The 24,187-nt window shown below is 61.6% G+C and carries 11 protein-coding genes and 1 pseudogene; 3 read left to right on the top strand and 9 right to left on the bottom strand.

What is annotated here, in order from left to right:
- The first annotated feature begins 665 nt into the window (after nt 1–665).
- On the top strand, nt 666–1,745 hold the full coding sequence (locus tag J5289_RS28880) for an IS630 family transposase (RefSeq protein WP_209207593.1): 1,080 nt from the start codon (nt 666–668) through the stop codon (nt 1,743–1,745).
- 22 nt (nt 1,746–1,767) lie between these two features.
- On the opposite strand, the gene J5289_RS28875 is transcribed toward J5289_RS28880, so the two are convergent.
- From J5289_RS28875 to J5289_RS28850, 6 genes and pseudogenes are all read right to left on the bottom strand, one after another.
- Nucleotides 1,768–2,238 (bottom strand): hypothetical protein, encoded by a 471-nt coding sequence (locus tag J5289_RS28875; protein ID WP_209207592.1) that lies wholly within the window; start codon nt 2,236–2,238, stop codon nt 1,768–1,770.
- Between the two features lie 288 nt (nt 2,239–2,526).
- Nucleotides 2,527–2,859, bottom strand: coding sequence for an AcvB/VirJ family lysyl-phosphatidylglycerol hydrolase (locus tag J5289_RS28870; RefSeq protein ID WP_142831984.1), 333 nt, complete (start codon nt 2,857–2,859; stop codon nt 2,527–2,529).
- 539 nt (nt 2,860–3,398) lie between these two features.
- Nucleotides 3,399–4,481 (bottom strand): annotated as a pseudogene (locus J5289_RS28865) (IS630 family transposase).
- 616 nt (nt 4,482–5,097) lie between these two features.
- The gene (locus tag J5289_RS28860; protein ID WP_247750767.1) at nt 5,098–6,234 is read right to left on the bottom strand and encodes a siderophore-interacting protein; all 1,137 of its coding nucleotides are present in this window, start codon (nt 6,232–6,234) and stop codon (nt 5,098–5,100) included.
- Between the two features lie 4 nt (nt 6,235–6,238).
- The gene (locus tag J5289_RS28855; protein ID WP_209207591.1) at nt 6,239–7,363 is read right to left on the bottom strand and encodes an ABC transporter substrate-binding protein; all 1,125 of its coding nucleotides are present in this window, start codon (nt 7,361–7,363) and stop codon (nt 6,239–6,241) included.
- A gap of 6 nt (nt 7,364–7,369) precedes the next feature.
- Nucleotides 7,370–9,565 (bottom strand): TonB-dependent siderophore receptor, encoded by a 2,196-nt coding sequence (locus J5289_RS28850; protein ID WP_209207590.1) that lies wholly within the window; start codon nt 9,563–9,565, stop codon nt 7,370–7,372.
- A gap of 115 nt (nt 9,566–9,680) precedes the next feature.
- On the opposite strand from J5289_RS28850, the gene J5289_RS28845 reads away from it, so the two are divergent.
- Nucleotides 9,681–10,331, top strand: a complete 651-nt coding sequence (locus J5289_RS28845; protein ID WP_111221317.1) for a TetR/AcrR family transcriptional regulator — start codon at nt 9,681–9,683, stop codon at nt 10,329–10,331.
- 42 nt (nt 10,332–10,373) lie between these two features.
- Nucleotides 10,374–11,204, top strand: coding sequence for a 4'-phosphopantetheinyl transferase (locus J5289_RS28840; protein ID WP_209207589.1), 831 nt, complete (start codon nt 10,374–10,376; stop codon nt 11,202–11,204).
- Here the strand turns inward: J5289_RS28840 and J5289_RS28835 are convergent.
- The 3 genes from J5289_RS28835 to J5289_RS28825 all read right to left on the bottom strand — a co-directional run bounded on the left by J5289_RS28835 (nt 11,201) and on the right by J5289_RS28825 (nt 24,183).
- Nucleotides 11,201–18,364 (bottom strand): non-ribosomal peptide synthetase, encoded by a 7,164-nt coding sequence (locus J5289_RS28835; protein WP_209207588.1) that lies wholly within the window; start codon nt 18,362–18,364, stop codon nt 11,201–11,203. The genes J5289_RS28840 and J5289_RS28835 overlap by 4 nt on opposite strands.
- A 139-nt stretch (nt 18,365–18,503) precedes the next feature.
- A complete protein-coding gene (locus J5289_RS28830; RefSeq protein WP_209207587.1) occupies nt 18,504–19,988 on the bottom strand; it encodes a hypothetical protein in 1,485 nt (494 codons plus the stop codon).
- Nucleotides 19,981–24,183 (bottom strand): non-ribosomal peptide synthetase, encoded by a 4,203-nt coding sequence (locus tag J5289_RS28825; protein WP_209207586.1) that lies wholly within the window; start codon nt 24,181–24,183, stop codon nt 19,981–19,983. Before J5289_RS28825 ends, J5289_RS28830 begins: the two co-directional genes overlap by 8 nt.
- Nucleotides 24,184–24,187: the final 4 nt, after the last annotated feature.

Here is a 24,187-nt window from a genome sequence, read left to right as displayed (position 1 = left end):
CCAGAAATTTCGGCTATTCGACCTCATCGATAAGCTCGGACGATTGCGTGCCATAGGAAATCAAGATTGAAGTTGCTTCCGTCAGGGCGACCGATCTTACACCGTTGGTCGGTCTCACAGTGGCTCGTCTCGCGGGGTAGATGATAAGTCGAACCTCATCTTGGAAGCCGTGTTCCAGACCGCTTCCTCCACTTTCACTGAATTTCCAAATTGGTGTACGTTGAATGGAAATTAGAAATAGCTAAATCGGGCATGGAATTGGATATCCCGATATGAAAGAGCGATCATTCTTTCTCGGTTAGGACCTGGTCGAGCTTATCGGAGAAATCGATGAGTTCAAAGGCCGTTGGAATGCCCAGAAGGCTTTATCGCCCGGATCGTCTCAATGCCTTGCGCAAAGTCGCGACAGTCGAAAGCACCGGCTCGTCTACGTGCATAGAAGGCGCGAAATTGACAGATGCTCAGGTTGGAACGTTGCTCTCGAACATCAGGATGCAGTTGCAACCAGCTTGCTGACAGCGAAATCTACCTTGGAAATTTCAGGGACGATCGCCCAACACGACACCTGCGCCAAGTGTTGCAACGCGCCACTCTAGTGGATTGATTGAGACAAAGGAGTCCGGGTTAGGATTCCAATTTCTGCACGAATATGCAACGCATGTTGAATGCGTAAAGGTATCACATTTGAAGTTTCCGCTGCCGACCGGGTTCGGTTGAACGCGATCGTTTCGGCAGGCAGCTCGCCACAAAAGCACGTGTGGCGGGCGAAGATCATATTAATGAGCGACGAGGGTCTGGGAACGGTCGCGATCATGGCCGCCACCGCAAAGTCGAAGACCTGCGTGTGGCGTTGGCAGGAGCGTTTCATGACGGAAGGCATCGACGGCCTTTTGCGCGACAAGAGCCGGCCACCCGGCACTGCACCGCTTGCCGATGATCTTGTTGAACGGGTTGTCGCCTTGACCCAGGAGCCTCCCAAGCAGGAAGCCACCCACTGGACGGTTCGTGCAATGGCAAAGGCAGTCGGGATTGCGGCATCCTCAGTGGTCAAGATCTGGCATGAGCATGGTCTCGCACCCCACCGCTGGCGAAGCTTCAAACTATCGAACGACAAGGCTTTCGCCGAGAAGCTTCACGATGTGGTCGGCCTCTACGTCTCGCCGCCTGCCCATGCAATTGTCCTTTCCGTTGATGAGAAAAGTCAGATCCAGGCGCTTGATCGGACCCAGCCGGGTCTTCCCATGAAGAAGGGCCGTGCCGGCACGATGACCCATGATTACAAGCGCCACGGCACCACGACACTTTTCGCCGCCATGAATGTTCTCGACGGCTCCGTCATCGGCCGCAACATGCAGCGCCACCGGCATCAGGAGTTCATCCGTTTTCTCAACACGATCGAGGCCCAGTTGCCGAAAGATAAGGCGGTTCATGTCATTCTGGACAACTATGCCACACACAAACAGCCTAAAGTCCGGGCCTGGTTAGCAAGGCACCCGCGCTGGACTTTCCACTTCGTTCCGACGTCATGCTCCTGGCTGAACGCCGTCGAGGGATTCTTTGCAAAACTCACACGTCGTCGGTTGAAGAACGGAGTCTTTCATTCCGTCGTCGATCTTCAGGCGGCCATCAATCGCTTTCTCAAAGAACACAATGAAGAGTCTAAACCCTTCATCTGGAGAGCTGATCCTGAAGACATCATCGCAGCCGTCAGACGCGGGCACCAAGTGTTGGAATCAATCCACTAGCTCACAAAACATACGCTGATTGTCATTCCCCGGCGCAGCACTCGTTATTTGGAGTTATATAGTTTTCACAGCGTTCTTCAACTTGTGAAAAATCACAGCCCTGACCGGGCGGCTCCCCATTGCCAGCGGCTTCCCCCGCACCGGCTTTCTCACCATCTCCATCAGTGCTGGAACCATCACCCGGCCTATCCTCAACTTCGCCGGTAGTCTCTTCTTTTCTGGTTTTGCTGTCTTGATTTCCGTGGTCACCTTGGCGACCATAAACAAGTTTTAAACCAATTCTCTCCGGGACTTTAATCGTCTCTGCTTCGTCGTGATGGCCTGTACCACCAGCCAAAGAAGACGCGTCAGAAAATTCGTTAGAGATTGGAGGCGCGGCGTCCTTATCGCCATAAGTTGTGCTGGTAGACGCCGATGGTAATAATACAGGGGTTATCGAAAACCAAATGCCAGAAAGTGCTATGAACGACAAAATACATGTGCGCCAGGACATGCGGCCTCCATCACGGTGCGTTTTCATTTGATGCCGGGCGGCGCGGACTTAACGTGCCAAATTGCAATTGAGGTCGAAAGTGAAGTTATCTATGAACCCCAGAGCTTTGGCTGTTCGCAGCGGCTTTGCCAAGTCTGGTATTTTTCCAGAGTTCGAAGTGTCCGGCGGCAATCATGTTCGTTACCTCAAAGTTTATATTTCCTGAACAACGGCAGCGGAGAAATTGCGTGCAATTTATATGCCCGCACGGCTAATGTGGCCGGCTAGGCTGGACGGATTGCAGGAAGTTCACTTGTTCATGCGTGCTTTCATGCTTGCGATAATATGTTGAGGAAGCCTTTCGTAATCTCCGCCAAAATGGTGTCCTCTGGGCATGCTGATTACCGTTATTCCGGTGCCCCGCAAAGCCGGACAGGCATTATCGTGGCTGTCATCCTGGCCATAGATGCATTGGACCATCTCCGGGTTGATCGACTTAAGATCATTGATCGGACTGCCGCCCTTGCCTTCGGTTTGAAATCCAAGCCACCCTGCAAGCGAGACCTGATAGTCGACCTTGTGAGACAGGGAAAACGTCGCCAAAGCCGCAGTACTGTTTTCAAGTGCAATTGCATCCCCCAATGCCGATGTTTAAGTGTCCAGCCGCCGCAAGTGCCCCGAACGAAAATTCGATAGACCCATAAGGACGAGGTACAGCAGCTTGCTGCGGTTGAGCGTCTGTGCGGAGCCTCACAACGGAAACGTTTACGTCACCACCTACCAAAGACAGAAGGGCCCTTAGGACAGCCTACATCTGGTTCATATTCATTATATGCAGCGTGGGGTAGGGTTACGCAAACACGAACTAGTCAGCGTCCTAAGGTCCCCTATATAACATATCCTCTACGCCGTGGAATACTACGCACCGAGCGTTGTAATTAGCTGTAGGTCTTATCAACCGGGCAACTTGACCAATAACCCACCGCGTACCGCTCTGTGTAGCAATGCTCCTTACCAAGCACATATCTTTCGCAATCTGCCGCGCCAGACGAAATTTTCGCCCGGGGCTGGGGACCTGTCTCACAATGTGTAGGGTATCGAGGGTTGCGTAAAGTTACCTCGCGCAAAGCCTCATGCGTAGGAGACGGGCTTTGAAAGTTATTATCACATATTGCCCTGTGCTAGTGGATCGAATCTAACGCCTGGTGCCCGCGTTTGACAGCGGCGATGATTTTGTCCGGATCGGCGGTCCAAGTGAAGGGCTTTGGCTTTTTGTTGTGCTCAACGAGGAAACGGTTGATGGCGGCCTGAAGATCGACGACGGAATGGAAAACGCCGTGTTTTTAGACGCCGCTTCGACAGCCTGGCGAAGAAACCCTCCACCGCGTTGAGCCATGAGCTTGAGGTCGGAGTGAAGTGGAAGGTGAAACGCTCGTAACGGTCGAGCCAGGCTCTCACCTTGGGATGCTTGTGGGCAGCATAGTTGTCGAGAATGACGTGGACAGCCTTGTCGTCCGGCACCTGGGCGTTAATGGCGTTGAGGAAGCGAATGAACTCCTGATGACGATGACGCTGCATGTTGCGGCCTATGACGGTGCCGTCGAGCACGTTGGGGGCGGCAAACAGCCTGGTTGTGCCGTGCCGCTTGTAGTCGTGGGTCATGGTACCGAGCCGGCCCCTCTTCATCGGCAGGCCCGGCTGGGTGCGGTCGAGCGCCTGGATTTGGCTTTTCTCATCGACCGACAACACGATGGCGTGGGCTGGCGGATCAACACAGAGGCCGACGACGTCTCGCAGCTTGTCGACGAATTTCGGGTCGTTGGACAGTTTGAACTGCCGCCACCGGTGAGGTGCGAGGCCATGCGCTTTCCAGATACGCCTGACTGCGCTGGCGCTGATGCCGGCGGCCGTCGCCATCATGTCGGCCGTCCAGTGGGTTGTCTCGCCCGGCGGATCAGCCAGCGTCAGGGCCACCACACGCTCGGCGACATCGGGTCCGAGCCGCACAATGCGCGACGGCCGCGTCTTGTCGCGCAAGAGACCCTCGACGCCTTCTGTGCCGAAGCGCTCTTGCCAGCGCCATACGCAGGTCTTCGATTTGCCGGTCTGTCGCATAATCTCGACAGTCCCGACGCCATCGGCACTCAGCAGGATGATCTCGGCCCGCCAGACGTGCTTTTGGGGGGGGCATTGCGATCCCTGGTCAAGGCCATCAGGCGTTGGTGATCGGTTGGCGAAACGGTGAACGATATTCCTGTGCGCATGCGCCAGACTCGCATGCCAACCCAGCAAAGGGAATCCCATACCGGACTCTTATGTCAGGCGTTAACCACTTGATATAGCCCAAAGAGCAAGGGCGAAAAGATTGAATTTATGCCCGTCCTCACCTCTCGATCACACCAGTTCGCCAATTGCTGCAGCGGCGAAATCATTCACTGTATATCGGCGAAGGGTCCCGATGCCGATGCGCATGATAAACGCTTGTTATCCCCCACGTTACTAAGGGCATTTATGTATGCCGATTCACAGAGATATTACGCCCGCGCTTCCCGGCGGGAAAAGATGAAGGTCGGAAAGGTAAACGAAATGCAGCATGCTAACGTTCTAGAGCGCTTGCAGGCGGCTTGCTGAGGATTACGCTTCGATAGTTCGTATACGACCACTGCGCATTTTCAATGAAGCGATAGCCAAGGCGCGTATACCATTCGACGGCATGCCGAGCAGGCTCCGCCGTATAAAGGGCCAGCTCATGCGCCTCGCGTAGAGACGCTCGTCGCTTAAATCCGCTCATTATAACAGCCGACACACACAAAAAGGCGATCGGCCGCACGCACGCAGGCCGGTCAATGCTGCCCCATTCGATCAATCATACGCTTGACCTTACTCCGGGAGATATGCCTTGCCGCCAATTGCGATGATTTCTTCCTCGCTGAGTGACCGATGCCAGTGGGAGTACAGGAGGAAGCGGTCTCTCGGCAGCCCGACTTCTGTTTTCAGATACCGATGGATAGCGCTGAATCCCTTATGTTCGCATCCACCCCATACGAAGGTCCTGTCCGCATTGTCGGGCCACTCTACCCTTCGTAGGGCATCCTGCAGCAAGGTCGTCGTGCCGGGGTCGGCGCCGTTCCTGTGCAGCCAGACGATCGACATCCCCTCGGGACAGCGCATCGGCAATTCGTCGGCATCGGAATCCACCTCTATGAGTGCAAGGCCGGTTGCCGTGGCAGGCAGGGTTTCAACGATCCGGGCAACCCCCGGCAATCCTGTTTCATCCGCGATCAGTACATAGAACCCGGCATCTTTCGGCCCGTGCGCGGCCGGACCCAGAATGCCGACGACGTCGCCCTGTCTGGCGTCCATGGCCCATTGCGTTGCGGGGCCGGGGTTTGAGTGAAGGGCGAAGTCGACGGCGATTTCCCGCCGGGCGGCATGGATATGCCGGATGGTGTAGACGCGCGTCGGCACCGCGCCGGCGTCCGGCCAGACAACATGGCCGCGGTGATCGAGCATGGGCCACAGGGGCTCGCTGATGCCGCGGGGCTGAAAAATAAGTCGACAGTGCAACTGATCGGCGCGGTCGTAGCGCTCCAGATTTTCGCCGCGAAACGTTATGCGGCGGAGGCGGGGAGCAATGTCCTCGATCGACGTCACCTGCAGAATCCGTAGATCGTCGGGCAATGCAGGCTCCGCATGATCGCCCTCCCATAGAATGTCCATCGTCTCGCGGGCGGCGATGAAGCCGATCGGCCCGACCAGCGCATGTTTCACCCGGTTGAGACCGCCGGCGTCCGCAGCCTCGGCCGTCAGCCGTAAGCCGTCCTCGAGGACTTCGAGCGTGGCATGGCCGAAAGACGACCGGAAATGATGTATCCCCGCCGCCGCCTCCACGACCATGTCGTGGGTGGCGATCGACTCAAGGATCGGATCCACGTACGCGTCGATCCCGGGAAATCGCACCACGGCGGTGGCTCGATATGTCTTCAACGAAGTCGGTAACATCCGGACTGGCTCCATAGGCTTATATCGAGGCCCACAAAGGTCCCTCGATCGGAAAGGCCGCGAACTGGTTGTTGATGCTGTCGAGGATCGCCGCTGGGTCGAGGTCGGCGCATTCTTCGGGATGAAGCCATTTCGCCGCTTGCGCCACGAACAGGATGTTGAGAGGCAGATTGGTGATCAGTCCGGTCCAGATCCCGTGCACGCGCCTGGCGTGAACGCTCGGCAAGGCATCGAAGCCGGGCCGGCCGTCGATCAGGCGCTGCAATCCCACCTGGCCCAGCTTGGGGTCGATCGCCGGACCGATCGCAGGTCGGCTGCCGGACGCCCACCCGCCGCCCGAGGCGATGTAGACGTCGAAGCTGGTGGATAGCAGGTATTCGAGCGACAGCTTCTGAAACCACGGCGCGGTGATGCCGGGCAGCGGCGCGCCGCCGGCCAAGGCCAGCAATTCGCCCCAGACCTTCCGCCCTGCGGCCCAGCAGCAATCATCGAGCGTGGACTGGACTTCGAGATAGGTCGTCACGGCCGGTTTGCCGGAAACCCGTGCGGCGATGCCTGCCATCTGCCGTCTCACGAAGGCTGTAAACGCGTCCGCCTTCGCCGTTTTACCGAGAAGGGTGCCCCACATTCGCATCGAGATTTCGAGTTGTGCGATCGGATCGGGCGATTGGCCATCGGCCGATCCGTTGCTCGAGGCATCACTGAAAACGACGGGAATATCGAGCAGCTTCAGACGCTCCAGCAGCGGATTCCCGTCGCCACCCGGCGTCATGAACTCCGTGGTGACGATGAGGTCGGGCATGAGGCCGATCACGCCTTCCAGCGACACGGTGTCGGGCCCCTGCTTGCCGACCTCCGCCAGCGCGTGATTGTTCCGCAGTCGCTTTTCCAGGATCTTGCTGTCGATCCTGTCCACAGCCGCCCAACCCGTAACGAGCGCCGCGGGATCCGGATGGAGGAGTGACATCGTCAGCAGATCGTGGCCTTCCAGCAAAATGATACGTCTGGGCGGTGCCGGGAGACGCACCGTGCGCCCGGCTAAGTCGACGACCGTGACCGGTTCCGCCGCCAGGAGCGGCCTTGCGCCCAGCAGGATGCCGGCGGCGGCGATGGAGGCGCAGAATTGACGTCTATCGATCTTCAACGTTCGTCACCACTTGTACTTCAGGCCCGCGAGAAGCGTTCTGCCGTTTCCGTACTGGCAATAATATTCGGAACTGCAGGAGGAATAGTATTCCTTGTCGAGCAGATTGGTGACGTTCAGCGTCGCCTGAAGACCCTTTAGCTTCAGGTTTTTCGCACCGAAGTCGTAACGCAGCGCCGCATCCAGCAAGGTATATCCATCGGCTTTCACCGTATTGGCGTCGTCGCTGTAGCTCGATCCGACAAAACGCACGCCGCCGCCAATGCCCACTCCCTCCAAGGCCCCGCTGTCAACGGTATAATTGGCCCAGAGCGAACCGAAATACCGTGGCACGGCCTGCGGACGATTGCCGATGAGGGATGGGTCGAACGATTTGGAGACCGTCGTATCGAGAAGGGAAAATGCGCCGATCAGCTCGATATTGCTCGTTACATTACCCCTTGCTTCGAATTCCACTCCACGCGAATGGATCTCGCCCTGCTGAACGTTGAAACCCGATGCGGCGTCGTAAGAAACGACGTTCTGCTGGCGGATATCGAAGGCCGACACGGTGAATAGCGCGTCGAACCCCGTGGGCTGATACTTTATCCCCACCTCATATTGCTGTGCGTCGGTCGGCTTGAACGCTGCGCCGCCCGCGCCCGTGCTGGTGGAGGGTTCGAATGAGGTGGAATAGCTGGCGAAGGGCGCAATACCGTTATCGAAGAGATAGAGAAGGCCGGCCCGATAGCTCGTCGCGCTGTCCGACTGGTCGGACGATGTTCCGGCGAGCAGGTTGTCCGTATCTTGGTCCGCCCAATCGTGGCGCACGCCGAAGACGCCGCGCAGGCCGCCGAGTTCGATCTGATCTTGAAGGTAGATCCCGGTCTGGCGCAGGGACAGGTCGGTGTCGTTCGCTTTCACGAACGGCCCAACCGGCTGGCCGTAGACGGGGTTTGTGACATCAAGCGGCGTTGCCCCGCCGAGCAGATATTGCCAACTGCTGTCGGTGCGTTGAATATCGACGCCGGCGAGAAGCGTGTGGTTCACAGCACCTGTATCGACCTTGAATTCCGCCTGGTTGTCAAACGAGAAGCCCTTGGCATCCTCGATGGATTCGACGGCCCAGCGCGGAATGATGCCCGCCGCCGACATCGGGCCGTTCATCTGAAGTGAATGCAGCTCGGAATTCACACCGGAATATCGGAAATTGGAGCGGACTGTCACTTGGTTGTCGAAACTATGTTCGAACTGGTAGCCAGCCCCGTATTGCTCGCGTTCGAAGCTGTCAAAGCTGGGATCCCCGACATCGAGCTTGGGGCCGAGATAGCCGGCAAGGCCAGCCGGAGACAGGAATTTCGGATAGATCGAATTGAAGTAGCCACCTTCGGGATCCCGCTGATAATAGCCGGAAAATGTGAGGGACGTCGTCGCGTCGGGCTGCCACTTGAGAGCCGGCGCGATGCCGAAACGCTTCTCGTCGACATCGTCGTAGCGGGTGCCCGAGGAGCGGCCGACGGTGGCGAGCCCATATTGCCACGTCCCGTCGGTGGTGATCGGCCCTGTCGAATAAAGGCCGGTCTGGATGCGACCATCGGTTCCGCCTTCGATCCTGATTTCGTTCGACTGGACATCCGATGGCGCGCGACTGACCTGGTTTACCAGGCCGCCTGGGCTGACCTGTCCGTAGAGCAGCGCGGACGGACCTTTCAGGACATCGATATGGTCGAGGAAGAACGGATCGATGGACGGCGTGGCGAAAGCCTGACCGCGCTGCAGCTTGAGGCCGTCCAGGTAGTTGACGTAGCTGGTTGCGGTCCCGAAGGCTCCGAACCCGCGAATGAACAGCGAGTCGTAGCGGGCATTGGAATCCCTGTCGGAAAGCACGCCGGCGGTATAGCGCAGCGCTTCGCTGACGGTCTGCGGGTTCTGCTCATCGATCTGTCTGCGGGTGACGGTCGTCACCGATTGCGGCGTCTCGATTACCGGCGTTGCGGTCTTGGTAGCGGATGGAGTGGACTTGGCGAGAACCTTGTTTGCCGTGTCATCGTCCTTGCCCGGCGATTGAACGACGATGGGCGCCAAGGGGGTGGCTTTTTCCTGGGAGGCCGCCTGCGGCGCCGGAACCAGAAATGTAGACACCAGCAAAATTTGCGTAACAGAAATATGACGATTCACGAACGTTCCCCATGGCCCGAGCAATCCGATTATGGTACAACTCATAATCAAACGGGTACGTCCTGTCCAGTTAATATGAATGCATCACTCAACTTTTATCTGTTGATGTCAGAGGGATGTTCTCACAATAGTCGGACGGGGTTAAACGCAGGAAAAGACAATGGAAAAAAGTGTGAGTGCAGTGGTGCGGCCGGGCCGTCCCCCGAAAGCGTTCCAGGATATGGCGGCCGAGCGGATCATTCTTGCCGCAACGGAGCTTTTCGCGGGCAGGGGGTTTGCCGGGACGTCCATGGAGCAGGTCGCGGCCCATTGCGGCGCGGGCAAGGACACCGTCTATCGCCGGTTCTCCTCGAAGGTGGCCTTGTTCGAGGCCGTGGTCGAGCACGCCCACAGAAGTGCCGTCGCGAAGATCGCGGAACTGCCGCTGGTCACTGGCGATCCTCTCAAGCGGCTGCAGTCCCTGCTGCTGCAGCTTCTGCACGTCAACATGGAGCCGGAGCTGATCGCGCTGAAGCGGATCACCTTTAGCGAAACCGTCGTGTTCGAAAAAACCGCACCGATACCGCCGCAGCCCGATCCGATCATGGCGAAGTTGATAAGGACGGTGGAGGAAGCCCAGGAGGCCGGGGCGATCTGCGCGGGGGTTGCAAATGATATCGCCAACCATCTCATTCACTGTATGGTCGCGTTGCCGACGGCCGCGGCGATGATGGGCAGCAATGAATTCAGCGCACGTGAAGATGTGGAAGCGCATTTTGACAGGACATGGCGCTGGCTCATCAATGGCGTGGGTGGCAACAGGACTTCGTAGCGAAATTCCGGCGGGACGCTGCGTGATGACGGAAACAAGTATGTGAAGCCTGTATCGGGATATCTCTCTCAGCTGCCGGCATGTGCAGACCCCTTCCTGAGCGCGATCGCTGTCTTCGGCATGGAGACCGACGGGCTTATCGCGCTGGAGGCGGACTACAAAGTCGAAGCCTACAGCCCGTCGCTGTTCGTGGCCTGCGATATCGACTTTCCCTCAAGGCTGGCGGGCGCGGTGGCGAAACGCCAAGGCGAATTTCTGGCGGGGCGTGTTCTCGCCCGCGCCGCGCTGGAGTGCCTCCGTCGCGGCAACGTTCCGATCGCTATTGGTGACCAGGGCGCGCCCGTCTGGCCGATCGGGATATCCGGGTCGATTAGCCATTCGCACGGGAAATGCGTCTGCCTCTTGGTTGCCGATGAAAACAGACTGGTGGGCATCGATGTGGAAAAGGTGGCGACGGGCGCTGCTCTCGACGCGATTTTGAAAGAGGCGCTGTCTGCGGAGGAACGCAACCGGGTTCTTCGGCAGACGAGGTTTGACGCCGCTCTCTTGGCTACCCTGATTTTTTCCGCCAAGGAAACCATCTTCAAGGCATTGCATCCCGTTGTCCGGCAATTCTTCGGGTTCGACGCCGCCATCTTCGACGGTATCGGCGACGATGATCGTCTGCGCTTTTCGATTGTGCAGTCGCTGGACGAATGCATGCCCAAAAACGCGGAGATCCGGATCGATTTCGAGACCGGCGGCGGGTTTGCCAGGACATGGGCGATCCTGGATCGCCATATGCTGGAACCGCGCGCCGGCTCGGCTGCGCTGTTCCAGTCCCTGCGCCGTCCACGTCCGTCGACGGCGCAGAGGTCCGATCGCACCGATTAGGCAAGGGCAGACCTTGCCCGCCCATCATCGGCGGCAGGAAAGAAGCCCGTGGCGATGAAATGTTCGACGTAGCGGTCGAGCACAGCATCCGTTATCGGCGGTGGCGCGATGTCCAGGCCGGCCAAGGCGGCCTGGACTGCTTCCTGGCCGAGCGCCGATTCCACCGCCGGACCGTCATACTTGTCGAGGTGCTCGACGAGGAGCAGGATGGACGACAGGGAGTCGTCGTCCCGCCTCGTCCGCTCTTCCGCCGCCTGTGCCAGGCGCTCGCGCCAAGCCTCCAAGGGCATGATTTCCAAATGATGGCCAGCCCTTTGCGCCGCCTCCACAATGGCGCCGATGCTGGTCTGCATGCGGTTGGAGAGATGATAGGTGGCGCCGGGATCCCCGCGCTCGACAAGCGCAACGAGTGCCTTGGCCACGTAGTCGACTGGCGCAAGGGTGAGGCGATCGGATCGCAAGGCGGGCGCTGCCCCAAGCACAAGCATCGACCGGATGAAATGCCAGAAGCCGACGCTGGTGCTGCAGGCTCCCGTCACGCTATGTCCGCTAACGCGACCGGGCCGATGGATGGTGACGGACAGGCCCCTTGCCGCGGCCGCGTGCATCAGCTCTTCGGCCACCCACTTGCTCTGGACATATCCGGTACTCTCCACCTCGCCGATGGGCAGGCGGGTGCTTTCCCCGATGACGGGGGGATTTGCCCCACGCCGCGCGACGACCGAAGCCGTGGAGACGAAATGGACAGGCGTGACACGGCTTCCCCCGGCTGCCAGCCGCAAGATCTCCTTCGCGCCCCCGACATTGATCGCCGCGAGGCGCGAATATGGATCGAATTCGTTCGTCGCACCGCCATTGTGGATGATCACATCGAGATCGTCGGCAAGCGCGGCGAACGTCTCCTCAGTCAGTCCGAGACGAGGCTGCGACAGGTCGCCGGGAAGCCCGACGATTCGGTGCTCGAAGACATCGTCCCACAAGCCATGGAGGGTCAGCGACTGGCGTATCCGCGCCGTGGCACCCGCCTCATCCCTTGCGCGCACTAGGCAATGAATCCTGGCCTCGCTATTCCGCAGCAACTCGGCCAGGATGAAGGAGCCGATGAAACCAGCGGCACCGGTGAGCAGCACGGAGTTGATGGTTGCCAGAGCGGGACGTGGCCTAATGCCCCCATGATCGGGGACGGCAATGTCGGGCGGCAGGACCAGATCCGCGAGCATGAGCGCCGTCTCGCGATCCGCATCGGCGGAGCCTGCCTGCGCAGGGGCGATCCCGTGTGTCGTCCCAAGGGACAGGGCGAGGGCTGCGGGCGTCGGGTGATCGTATATCTGCCGGACGTTGATGCCCGGGCCGATCGCATCGCGAAGCAGGCCGACAAGCCGGACGGTGAGGAGGGAGTGACCGCCGGATTCGAAGAAATCGTCGAAGCGGCCGATCGGCCGGCGGTCCAGCACGGAGGCGAAGAGATCGCAGATAATCCGCTCGGTCTCGTTGATCGGCAGCGCAGTCCGGACCTCGGCCGTCGCCGGATTGGGGAGCGACGCGATGTCGAGCTTGCCGTTGATGGTTCTAGGCAGGTCCTCCACGAAAACGATGACGGCGGGCACCATGTAGGATGGGAGTTGCAGCCGGAGCCGCTCGCGCAGGCTGTCCGCGTCGGCCACCTGAGCGTCGGATACCACATAGGCGATGAGGCGTACGGAACCGTCCGGGGTGGTGTTTCCCACGACGGCGGCGCGCTTCACCCCCGTCTGCGCGACCAGCGCGTTTTCGACTTCGGCCGGTTCTATGCGATAGCCGCGAATTTTCAGCTGATTGTCGGACCGGCCGAGATAGTCGATGCCCCCATCCGGCCGCCAGCGGCACAGGTCGCCGGTGCGATAGATCCGTTCTCCGGCATTGCCGAAGGGGTTTGCAACAAAGCGATCCGCCGTCATCGCGGGCCGCCCGACATAGCCGCGGGCCAGACCCACGCCGCCGAGATAGAGTTCGCCGGTGACGCCCACAGGCGCCGGATGCAGTCCCGGGTCGAGAATATGTGCGTCCGTGTTGGCGATCGGCCGGCCGACGGTCGGCTCGGAATTTTCGGCAAGGTCCGCCCCAAGTGCGTTGATCGTATATTCGGTCGGACCGTAGAGATTGTAGCCGCCGACACCTGGCGCCGCCCGCAGCCGTGTCCACAGATCCTGGCCGACCGCCTCGCCTCCGAGCGAGACGAAGACGACGCCGGTTCCGTCCCTTCCCTGCGGGCGGTCCCGTTCGAGCAGTCCGTGCTCCAGAAGATACCCGCCATAGGTCGGGGTGACGTCGAAGGCGTCGATCTCCTCGCGATCGAATAACGGCAGCAGCCGGTCTGGATCCCGGCGGAGTTCGTCGTCGATCACATACACCTCGTGCCCGGCCAGCAGCCACAGCAGTTGCTCCCAGGACGCGTCGAAGGCGAATGAAGTCGTATGCGCGATCTTCAGCCGGCGGCCACCCTGGGCGGCCAGAACAGGCGCAAAGATGGCCTTCCTGTGATTGATGAACATGCTGGTGAGCCCGATATAGGGCACGGCGACGCCCTTCGGTTCTCCGGTCGATCCCGAAGTGAAGATGATATAGGCCAGATGCCTCAGGCCTGCCGGCCGCTCGCTTTCCGGCAGAGTATTCGGGAGGCGTTCAAGCTCGGCCTTCGTGGCGTGGTCGTCGAGCAGCACAACCCGCGGGTCATTAGCATATTCGGGAGGCAGAAGCGCCGTCATCTCGCTGACGCTGAGAATGACGGTTGGCTGCGACTGGTCCAACATCGAGCGGACCCGACTGACGGGCGTCTCTGGATCGATCGGAACATAGGCCGCATGGGCGGCGAAAACACCGAACAGCGCCACGATCATCAGCTCCGAGCGGGGCAAAAGCAGCGCGACTCGATGCTCCGGCCAGACACCGCGCGCCTGGAGAAGATGCGCCAGTCGGTGCGCCGCTGTCGCCAACTGGTCGAAGGTGAGCCTTGCATCGCCGGAGGTGACGGCATTGTCATCCGGCGTGGCCAGCGCCTGTTTGACGAGCAGATCGGCAACGGAGAGGGAACCGATCTCCATGTTTTCTCCCGAGATGGATCGCGGCAGCAGGAGGCTGGTCTCCGGCAAGGCGTTCACAGCGAGCAGCGGGAGGTTCGCATCCCGGGCAAAGGCGTTCAATATGTGCTCGTAGGCATGGATGATCGCCTCGGCCTGCTCCCGCCCGACGATGTCGCTGCGGAACATCAGCCGCAGATCGATCGTCTCGCCCTTCGGCGTGACCGACATGCTGAGGGGATAATGGGTCGCGTCGCGAACACTGGCATGCCCGATCCGGATGGCCTGGTCTCCCGGAGATTCGAAAACGGGCAGGTTCTGGACGGAAAAGAGCGTGTCGAAGAGCGGACTATGCCCGGCGATCTGCTGTAGGCGCGTGAGATTGACATGAGAATGACGAAGGGAAACGGCCTTTTGCGCGTGAAGAGCGCCGAGCACCGCCTTTACCGATTGCGGTCCCGCGGCCTCCACACGCACGGGAACCGTATTGAACAGGAGGCCGATGATTTCGCTCACCTGCTCGATGTCCGCCGGTCGGCCCGATACGACGTTTCCGAACACGACGTTCGAAGCGCCGCTCAGCCGCATGAGGAGCGTGCCCCACGCAAGCTCGAGGACGGTGCTGAGGGTCGTGGATGCCGAGCGGGCCAGCCGGGAAAGCGCCGCGGTCGTTCCGGCGTCAATGAAGAGTGCACGCTCATGACTGTGCTCGACGCTTGCCTCCAGGCCGCGGGCGGCGGGATAGAGGATCGTCGCTTCGCTGCCGGCGAGCACCTGGTGCCATATAGTCTCGGCATCCGCCATGTTCTGCCCCGTGAACCATCGCAGATAGCGCCCGAAGGACGGTGGAGGCGCCGTGCCAGCGGGGTCCAGGTAGAGCTGGACGATGAGGCGGTAGAGGAGGCGGATCGACCAGCCGTCGAGCAGGATATGGTGCGCCGTCAACAAAAGCCGATTGAGACCGCCGGCGTCGGCGTCCGGCATGCCGATGAGCGCAAACCGGATCAGGGGCGGACGGGCGGCATCGAACTGGGCCGCATATTCCTGGTCGGCGATCAGCCTCGCCCGATCCTCGTCGGCGACCCTTTCGAAGCGCCAGGGAATCTTCACGTCGGCAGGCACGACCTGCACCATCCTGCCGCCAATTTCCGCGAAGCCCGCGGTAACGGTCGGCGTCAGTTTGATCGCCTTTTCGACGGCCCGGTGAAGTCGATCGGGGTCGATTTCGCCAAGGAGATCCAGCGAGGTCTGGGATATGTAGACCTCGTTCGAGCCTTCCGCTGCGCCGACGGCGTGAAAGCGCAGGCCTTCCTGGAGAGGCGAGAGCGGCAGCACCGCGCGCACGGTGCCGAAGGATTCCTCGAGACGCCGCAGATCCCAGGGGGACAATTCCAGGATTCCGTCGTCTTCGGATCGTCCGCCGCCATCGGCGGGAGCGGCCGCTGCCAGGAATTCCGCAAGGACGCCCCGCCACGCGTCGATGAGGGCGTCGATTTCGGAGGCGCTGCGGCGCGCACGAATGCCAAGCCATGCCTGCTTGCATCGCAGGTCGATCCTGATCGTCCACCGCTCTCCTTCCTCGTGGATATCAGCTTCAGACGAGATCGGTGCATCGCCCTCGTCGGTGATGATGATGGTAAGCGTCAGGTCGGGTCGGGGCGTATCATCGAGCGCGCCGGCAACATCGGCGCTGACGTCGCGCGCGAGAAAATAGCTTGCGGCGAAGTCGCCGCTCACCGGCTCGGGATTATCGAGCCCTTGAACATGACGGGCGGCGCGGATGAAGCTTTCGATGCGCTGCGGCGAAAGCTGGCTTTCCGCGGCGCCTTCCTGCGGAACCGCTGCGAGAAGAGGAAAACGTCGTCTGCACCATCCGGCGGCGGTTCCCGTGGTGGTGTTGGCGAAGCGATCTCGATCGGCTTCATCGATCTCAAGCAGAAGCGGAGCGGCTGCCCGCCGCTTTGTCCAGATGAGGGCAGCCATCGTGGCAACCCGGAGCGCCGCCGGATCGGGTCTCTCCCCGAGTCCAGGGAGTGCCATGCGGCGCTCGGTCGATATGAAGGGATTGTCGGAAAATTCGCCCGTCGGCGCGCGATCGGCGGCCTTATCCAGCATGTCGAGCCAGGATTGGGTATGGGCGACCATGGCCGTCTCCGCCGCGAAGTCGGCGGTGCGGGTCAACCAGTCGGCGTAGGATCCGGCCCTGTTCGGGGCCGTCGACCTGCCATCCGACCGCAGCGGAGAGAGCTCCGCCAGCAGCACGTTCCACGACTCGTCATCTATCCATCGCCCCGGCGCCTGCAGCTGCAGAAAGCGCTTGGGCGTGGCGGAATCGCTTCCCGGAAGGACCTCGAGCCAGGCGACAAATCGCTCGGCATCCTCGGCGGTTGCAGGCTGTTCCAGCAGCACGGGGGCCTCCCAGAGCCGGGCGGTGGCGGCAAGGTCCCATTGTCCGTTTTCCGCGTCGCGGCGCAGGCGCAGCGCGTCGTGCCGCCCGAGCAGGCCAACAAGGGCCGCAACGACATCGGCTTGCCGAACGCCGTCGGCCAGCTGGATGGAGCGCATCGTAGTGGAAGAGGCTCCCTGACGCGCCGCCAGTATCGTTGCAAGGGAGGAGGCCTGCGGGGTCAAGTACTGGTGTCCGAATTCCGCGAATTGCGATAGCCGCAACTGTGGGTGATGGGCTGCCTGCCCGAGGATGCCGATCACCAGATCGAGCAGATGTCGCGCCGTGGTTTCATCGAAGAGATCGCGGGCATAGAGCAGCGACACGCCGATCCGTCCGCCCGCTCCTTCGTCATGGACGACGAAGGTCAGATCGAACTTCGCCTGGGTCTGCCGCGGCTCCTCGAGACGCAGGGTCGTATCGCCGAACCGCAGAACGGGCCAGGGTCTGGTGGCGGTCACCATGACGCCGAAGAGCGGATTTCGCGCGACGGCGCGCGGCGGATTGATGTGCTCGACGACGCTTTCAAAGGGTGCATCGCTGTTGTCGAGGGCCTTGAGGCCGGTGTCATGGACGCGTTGGAACAGCTCCGAGAATTCGGAATCCCGCCCTAGATCGACACGCACGACCACCGTATTGCTGAAGAAGCCCACGAGCTGGTCGAGCGAGGAATCATGGCGTAGGTCGACTGCGGCGCCGAGGGGAATGTCCTGTCCGGCGCCCACGCGGCCGAGAGCAACGGCGACGGCGCACTGTAGCGCGACAAGTGGCGTACCGCCGTAGGTTCCGGCCATTCGCCGCAGGGCTGCCGACAACCCTTCCCCGAGCCATTCCCTCACCTGGCTGCCGGAGAAGCTCGGTGTAGTCGGGCGAGGGCGGTCGAAGGGAAGCGGGATCTCCGCGGGAAGGTCGGCCAGCTGGGTCTCCCAGAAGCGCAGTTGGCGGGCATGCAGGCTCGCCGGTGTTTTGGGATCGCCGAGATGCCGCTGCTCCCACAAGGCATAGTCCGAATAGCGGATGCTGGACGCAGGCGGCGACGCATCCGATCCGGCGCCATGCCCATAGGCCCGCTCCAGATCGGCGAGCACGATTCCGAATGACCCTCCGTCTCCGGCGATGTGGGGCAGGACGAGGATGATGGCGATAACAGCCGCGCCGCTTCGCACCACCAGCGCGCGCAGGGGCGCATCAACCTTTAGATCGAAGGGCTGGTCGCGGGCCCGGCATGCGAGGTCGTCCAGCCTTTCCTCGATCGTCCCGGCAAACTCGTTCGATGCCGGCGTCAGATCGATCTCCGTCACGTCCGGCGCAAGATAGGGCTCGATGACCTGCTGCGGCGCACCGTCGGCGCCGGCCCGGTACCTCGTCCGTAATATCTCGTGTCTGAGCATTACCTGCTCCAGCGCTGCGGTCAGGGCCGGGACGGAAAGGGATGCGTCTTCGTCCGGCCGGAGCACCAGGCAGAAATTATAGGCCGCGGACCCTTCGGCAAGCTGGGAGTGATACCACATCCGCCGTTGCGCGTTGGAAAGGACAGCGGGCCCGTCGCGCTCTTCGCGCCGCGGGCGATCGTTGGCGACGGATTGCTCCGAGTGCAGAAGACCTGCGCCCGCCAGCCGTTGCAGCAAAAGCTGCTGCTTGCGATCCGAAAACATCATTTCATTTCTCCTGTCTGATCACGGCGAAGGCCGTCGAATGAGGTGTCGAGACCCGGCTGGCCAGTCGTCTTTGCGGATAGGCGTCGCATGGGATGAAGGGCGGCTTCGGTTGCCGGCAAACTGTCGCAAAAAGCCTCGGTCACATGGGCTCGTCCTCGGTGGCCGGACTGACTATCGGGTCGAGCGCCACAGGGACCGCACCCGTGGCGCGACGCGTGCCGCCGCCGCCTGCTGCCAGGCAATAGATTTCAGACCCTCGCGCTCTTTCTTGTGTAAGCGCCTTGGCGTGCCGGTCCGTCCAGAGCTCTCCAGGCCTCACTAGCGGAACGCCGGGAGGATAGGGAATGATATAGTTCCGGCTATGCGAGCCAATGGCGGGCACGAAATCCTGCGGGCCGGCCGGCCGTGGAGTGGGTGGTGGCGATCTGAATTCCGACGCCAGCAGCGACAGGCCTTTCATCAGCGCAAGCAGATCGAACTCGGTAACGCCAAAATGCAGACGCACGACGAGATGATCGCCGGCTACCGTGACGAGCACGTGGTATTCGCTTAAGAGCCGATCCCTGATGATACGCGAGCGCGGCCCGACAAGAAGGCACAACACCAGCGGATCAAGCTCGTAGTAGGGGCCAAGCGACGGGGACGCCAGAATGTCGGCGGTGACAGGGTCTTGGCGCAGCATTGCTTCGAGTTTCGTCTTGAGGACGACGGCATTGGCAAACTCGGTGGCGCCGAATTGCTCGGCATGCGCGCGCGCAAGATCGAGCGAGGTCAGGATCGGCCATGACGGGGAGGTGGTGTGAATGCGATACCGCGCCAGGCGCACTTTCTCGATATCGGAGGAAGAGCCGAGGACGTGGAGATAGGAACCCTGACGCAGCGCTGCCATCGTCTTGTGCGCCGAATGCGTCACCAGGACGGGTGCGAGCAGTGGCAGACGGGAAGCAACGGCAAGGGCGGTGGAATCGACAAGCGAAGGAACAAACGCGTGCAGTGCCGACCAGGCTTCATCGATGACGATTGCCGTCGTCGGAGACGATGCGACCATGACCGGCAGAGCGCGATCAAGACGCAGCTTTCGACCATCGTAATTTGTGGCTGAAAGCACCAGGATATCGAATGGTCGACCCTCGGAGGCGCGTCGCGCAAGCAGCCTCGCTGTTTCCTTAATGTCGATGCACGGGTTTTCCACCGTGCCGGCGCAAGGCGAGGACACGACGTTCATTCCCTCGGCAGCAAAGAGCAGTGATTGGTGAGCTGTGCAGTCTATCAGCACGTCAGCGCCGGGAAAGCGGAGAGATTCCAGGGCGATTTGATTGCTGGTCGTCGTGCCGCTGGTGCCGAAGAACGTTGCATCGGCGCCGAATGCCCTGGCTGTCCTTTGTTGTGCGTCGGCAAGCGGCCCGTGGGGTGTGAAGAACGAATCAACGGCGCTGCCCGACCAACTTGCGTCTATCCGCGAAAGGTCGGCGCCGAGTATTGCGCGATACTGCTGTGCGAATTCCGGGGATGCAGCCTCAAGGATGGCTGGCCACGGCACCGCGTGAAAATTGTGGCAACGTCCATGGCGCGTGAATTGTGCCAGATGTGTGGCCAGCGGCGTATTGAGGTCGCCACTACGCACGGTCTGAATCCTGACGGGAGATTGCAGCGATCCACGCGTTCATCAGTGCCCGCGCCATGTCCGCATCGCCGGCCGCGATCTCCAACTCGGTTTGGCCTTCGATCTCCTGCCAGGATGCGACAATCCGGTAAAGGCGATCCGTACCCCGGACCATGCCGGCGTCCGGCCACGATCGCGGCGTGACGGTACGCCGTACGAGAAGGCCGGGCCCACCCGCGACAGGCCTGCGGCGATCGATAAAGGCGATATACGAGCCCCCGTCGCCGGGTGCGTCCCGGGCGCCAGCGCGCCCCAGCACGGGCGCCGCAAGAAGTGGGCCGATCCCGTCGGGCTCGACCTCGACATCCGCAACGACGAGATCGCCTTTGGAGACATCGAGGGCGGCAGACAGCAGGGCATGCATGTGAAGAGTTTCAGCGGCGAGGTCCATCGCGGCCCTAACCCTGACATCAGGTCCCTTTGACAGGATCTCGTCCGGTCCGACCCACCATGGGCATTTCGGGCCCAGGTCAATGATCGATTGCCAGTCGTGGTGGATGGTTGCTGGAACCGGCGCGAAAGGATGCATCGCGGCTTGACCGCGACCGCTCGCGTGATCGGCGCGCGTCGGCATGGCGTGTTCCGCCGCAAGGTGTCTATCGATGTCATCGGCTATTCGCCTCAGCGACAGGCCATCGATCGCGGCGGCGTGCGCGACCAGCAGGGCGGCATCGGGGGTGAGGACTACGGCAATCACGGCGCCCGCGGCAATATCGATCGCCGATCGCGCCGCCTCTATCACCCTGGCTGGGTCGGAACTCGCGATCTCGATGACCTTGGCGCCAGACCCGTCCCCGGCCATCCGCGTGGCGCGCCACAGTCGTCCCCTGGCGGCAATCGCCTGTCGAAGCGTCGGATGGCTCGATATGGCTTCCGCCAGCGCCGCGCGCAAACGTGCGGGCTTGGCTGGACCTCGAAGTGGCTCCCACGTCACGAATTCGGACAGGGGCAAGCCGGAAAGCCGGAAGCGATGTACCTGCGCCGGAAGAGAGATGGGCTTCGCCTGTTCTTCGACCGATGGCGGGAGCTGCTCGACCAGTTGGGCGACGGTCGGATACTGGAACACCGCCGCCGCCGGAAATTCGAATCCGGCAGCGTTGGCGCAGGCCGCGAAGGACAAGGCCATCAGCGAATCTCCGCCAAGCGTGAAAAAGTTGTCATCGATGCCGACGGACCCGCAGCCGAGAAGCTCCGCCAGGATGCGCGTCAGATTTTTCTCGCGATCGTCTCGCGGCGGTCTCGATGAATCATCCGGCGCGACCACCCCCCGCGGCAAGGCCTGCCGGTCGATCTTGCCGCCCTCGAGCCGCGGCAATGACGGCAGCACGACCACCTCGGCCGGGACAAGCGGGCCCGGCAGGCGATCGGCCAGCCCTGCGCGGAGACTCAGCCCGTCCTGCGGTCGCAGGCCGTCGCCCGACACATAGGCGACGAGTTCCATGGTGGATCCGATCCTACGCGGCAGAACGGCCGCCTCTTTCACATCGGGGACGGCGTAAAGCTCCGCGACGGTCTCGTCGGGCTCTACCCTGTAGCCGCGTATGTTGACCTGATCATCGACGCGGCCGGCGAGCTCAAGCCGCCCGTCTTCGCGCCAGCGAACGAGATCCCCGGTGCGGTACAAGCGGTCGTGCCCGGCAAAGGGGCTGGCAATAAACCGGGTCGCGGTCAATGCCGGCTGGGTAAGATAGCCGCGGGCGAGCTGTTGCCCTGCGACATAGAGTTCGCCGAGCGCCCCCGGCGGAGACAGCGTCAGATCTGCGGCCAGCACGTAGCAGCAGGACCCGGGGAGCGGCCGGCCGATCGATATAACGCCGTTTGCGGCATCTTTGCTGCTTATCCTTCCGGCCGTGACGTCTCCGGTGGTTTCCGTGCATCCATAGGAATTGTAGAGCGGCACGCTTTCGGCTGTCCGGTAGATGGAGGCCGCGACGCCGGGAAGGAGGGCCTCGCCGGTGGAAAGAACCCGATCCCTGTCGGACATAACATCCGGCGCGGCGATCGCGACGGCCCCGATCAGCCCCGGTACCGCCATGAAGTGCCCTATGCCGTGGGCTTGCAGAAGGCGAGCGAGCGCTGCCGCATCCCTGGCTTCGTCATCGGTCGCAAGAACGATGCATTCGCCGGTGACGAAGGCTTCGCAGAGCTCCGCCGTTGCATCGATCGCCGTCGGCGCGCTCTTGGCAAGGCGGGTGCCGCCCACGCCCCCGGGCCAATGGTCCGATACCCAGGCGGTGCGAGCCGCCAGCGAGCCATGCGTGGTCACGACGCCCTTCGGCTGGCCGGTGGATCCCGATGTGAAGCCGATATGGGCTGCTTCAAGCCGATGGGGGCTGTGGCCGGGATCGATGGCAGGCTCGGTTGCCGTAGCCATGAATGCGTCGATGGAGACGACGGGCAGATTATCGATCGCGACGTCGAAATCGCAGATCAGGAGTTTTGCATTCGCGGAACGAACGAGCTTCTGCAAGCGGGCTTCGGGATGGCGCGGGTCGAGCGGGAGGAAGATCGCCCCGCATTTCCAGATCGCCAGCGGCGCGACGACGGTGATCAATCCGCGCCTTGCAGCGACCGCAACGACATCCTGCGCCCGGATGCCGCGCGCCATCAGGTGCGCTGCCAGTCGATTGGCCTGTTCGTCGATCTCGAGGAAACGGAAACGATCCGAGCCGCTGACGAGCGCAATTCGCGAGGGCTTGCTCTTCACCTGGCGGCGCCAATGGTCGAGGACGGAAACCGGGTTTAGATCGATCTCGGCTCCGCGGGAAAGCCGGAGAAGGCGGTCATGCTGCGGGGCCGGCTGACGGCTGACGGTCGAGCAAGGCTGCGCGGGGTCGGCAGTCGCCGCGAGCAGTATCGATTCCAGATGGTCGAGCATGTCGAGCACGGTGGCGGTCGCAAAAAGCTCGCTGCGGAACGTCGCTTCCACCTCCAGAGCGTCGCCTGTCAGAAAGCCTTGGAAGGTCAGGGCAAACGGAGAGGAGCCATTGAACACATTGCTCCATCGAACCTCGACCTCGGGCAGGTCGGGACCACCGATGTCGCGGTCGAGGAACAGGCCGAGCGTGTCGGTGAAGAAGCCATGGCCGGCCTCGCGCACAGGCGCGAGCGCGGAGACGATTCGTTCGAACGAGACGTCGCCATGGCTGACCGCGTCTGTCACGACACGCGCCGTCTGCCTGACGAGTTGGCGGAACGTTGCGTCCGCAGACACGTCGAGACGCAGCAGGACCGTGTTCCCGAAGTTGCCGATCAGCGCGCCGCTTCCCGGCTCATGCCGATTGGCGACAGTCGTGCCGATAGTGATATCGGATGCTCCGGTCCAGCGATGGAGCAGGAGCGCATAGGCGGCGATGAAAACGGCGAAAGGTGTTGTCTTGAGGCTGGCGGCCGCCGCGCGCAAGCCCGTGGCGCAGTCGGTCGGCATGACGCGATCCAGGCGGCTTGCCCTTTCGCTGGTGCGGGGGCCGGACGATTGGATGGTCGGCAGGGGCAAAGCCGGCGGCAATGGCGTCAGCGTTTCACGCCAGTAGCTGAGCTGCGCCTCGAGGTCTGCGTCGGAATTGGGGGGGGTCCGATGCGCCGTGATGTCGGCATACTGGATCGACAGGGGCTCGATCGCCAGCCCACGATAGGCAAGGCTGAGATCCCGACTGAAAACACCGAAGCATCCGCCGTCCCAGACGATATGATGTACCGTCAGCACCAGCGACCATCTGGCTTCATCTATCTTGACCAGATGCGCACGAAGCGGCCCGGAGGAGGCGATGTCGAACGGTGTGCAGGCGCTGTCGCGCGCCACGCGCTCGGGGTCGCCGTGTTCGACGATATGCACCTCAGGGGATAATTGGGCGTGAATTCGCTGGTAGGGCTGGCCTTTCGCGTCCGTCGGATAGGTGGTGCGCAGGATTTCGTGGTGATCGACCACTGCGGCGAGCGCGGCGAGCAGTCTGGACACATCGAGAGCGCCGGCAAGGTCGATGCGGATGCAGACATTGTAGGCGCCACTGGCGGGATGCAGTTTCTGGTGCAGCCACATCCTGTGCTGGGCGTCCGATAGCGGTGCCGCGTCGCCGTTCGGGCGTTTGCGGATCGCCGTGCGTTTCACGCCATTCTGGTCGAGCCGTCGGTGCAGGAGTTCAATTCGCGAATTCATAGAT

It is taken from the genome of Rhizobium sp. B230/85, from assembly GCF_019355735.1.
Lineage (GTDB): Bacteria > Pseudomonadota > Alphaproteobacteria > Rhizobiales > Rhizobiaceae > Rhizobium > Rhizobium rhododendri.
Note: the sequence above shows the minus strand (reverse complement) of the source record. Positions and strands in the feature narration are given on the sequence as shown.

Coding starts and splice junctions, on each gene's coding strand:
- J5289_RS28860 (WP_247750767.1), bottom strand. CDS start 6,234: ATGGAGCCAGTCCGGATGTTACCGACTTCGTTGAAGACATATCGAGCC.
- J5289_RS28845 (WP_111221317.1), top strand. CDS start 9,681: ATGGAAAAAAGTGTGAGTGCAGTGGTGCGGCCGGGCCGTCCCCCGAAA.
- J5289_RS28835 (WP_209207588.1), bottom strand. CDS start 18,364: ATGATGTTTTCGGATCGCAAGCAGCAGCTTTTGCTGCAACGGCTGGCG.
- J5289_RS28825 (WP_209207586.1), bottom strand. CDS start 24,183: ATGAATTCGCGAATTGAACTCCTGCACCGACGGCTCGACCAGAATGGC.
- J5289_RS28875 (WP_209207592.1), bottom strand. CDS start 2,238: ATGTCCTGGCGCACATGTATTTTGTCGTTCATAGCACTTTCTGGCATT.
- J5289_RS28880 (WP_209207593.1), top strand. CDS start 666: ATGCGTAAAGGTATCACATTTGAAGTTTCCGCTGCCGACCGGGTTCGG.
- J5289_RS28850 (WP_209207590.1), bottom strand. CDS start 9,565: ATGAGTTGTACCATAATCGGATTGCTCGGGCCATGGGGAACGTTCGTG.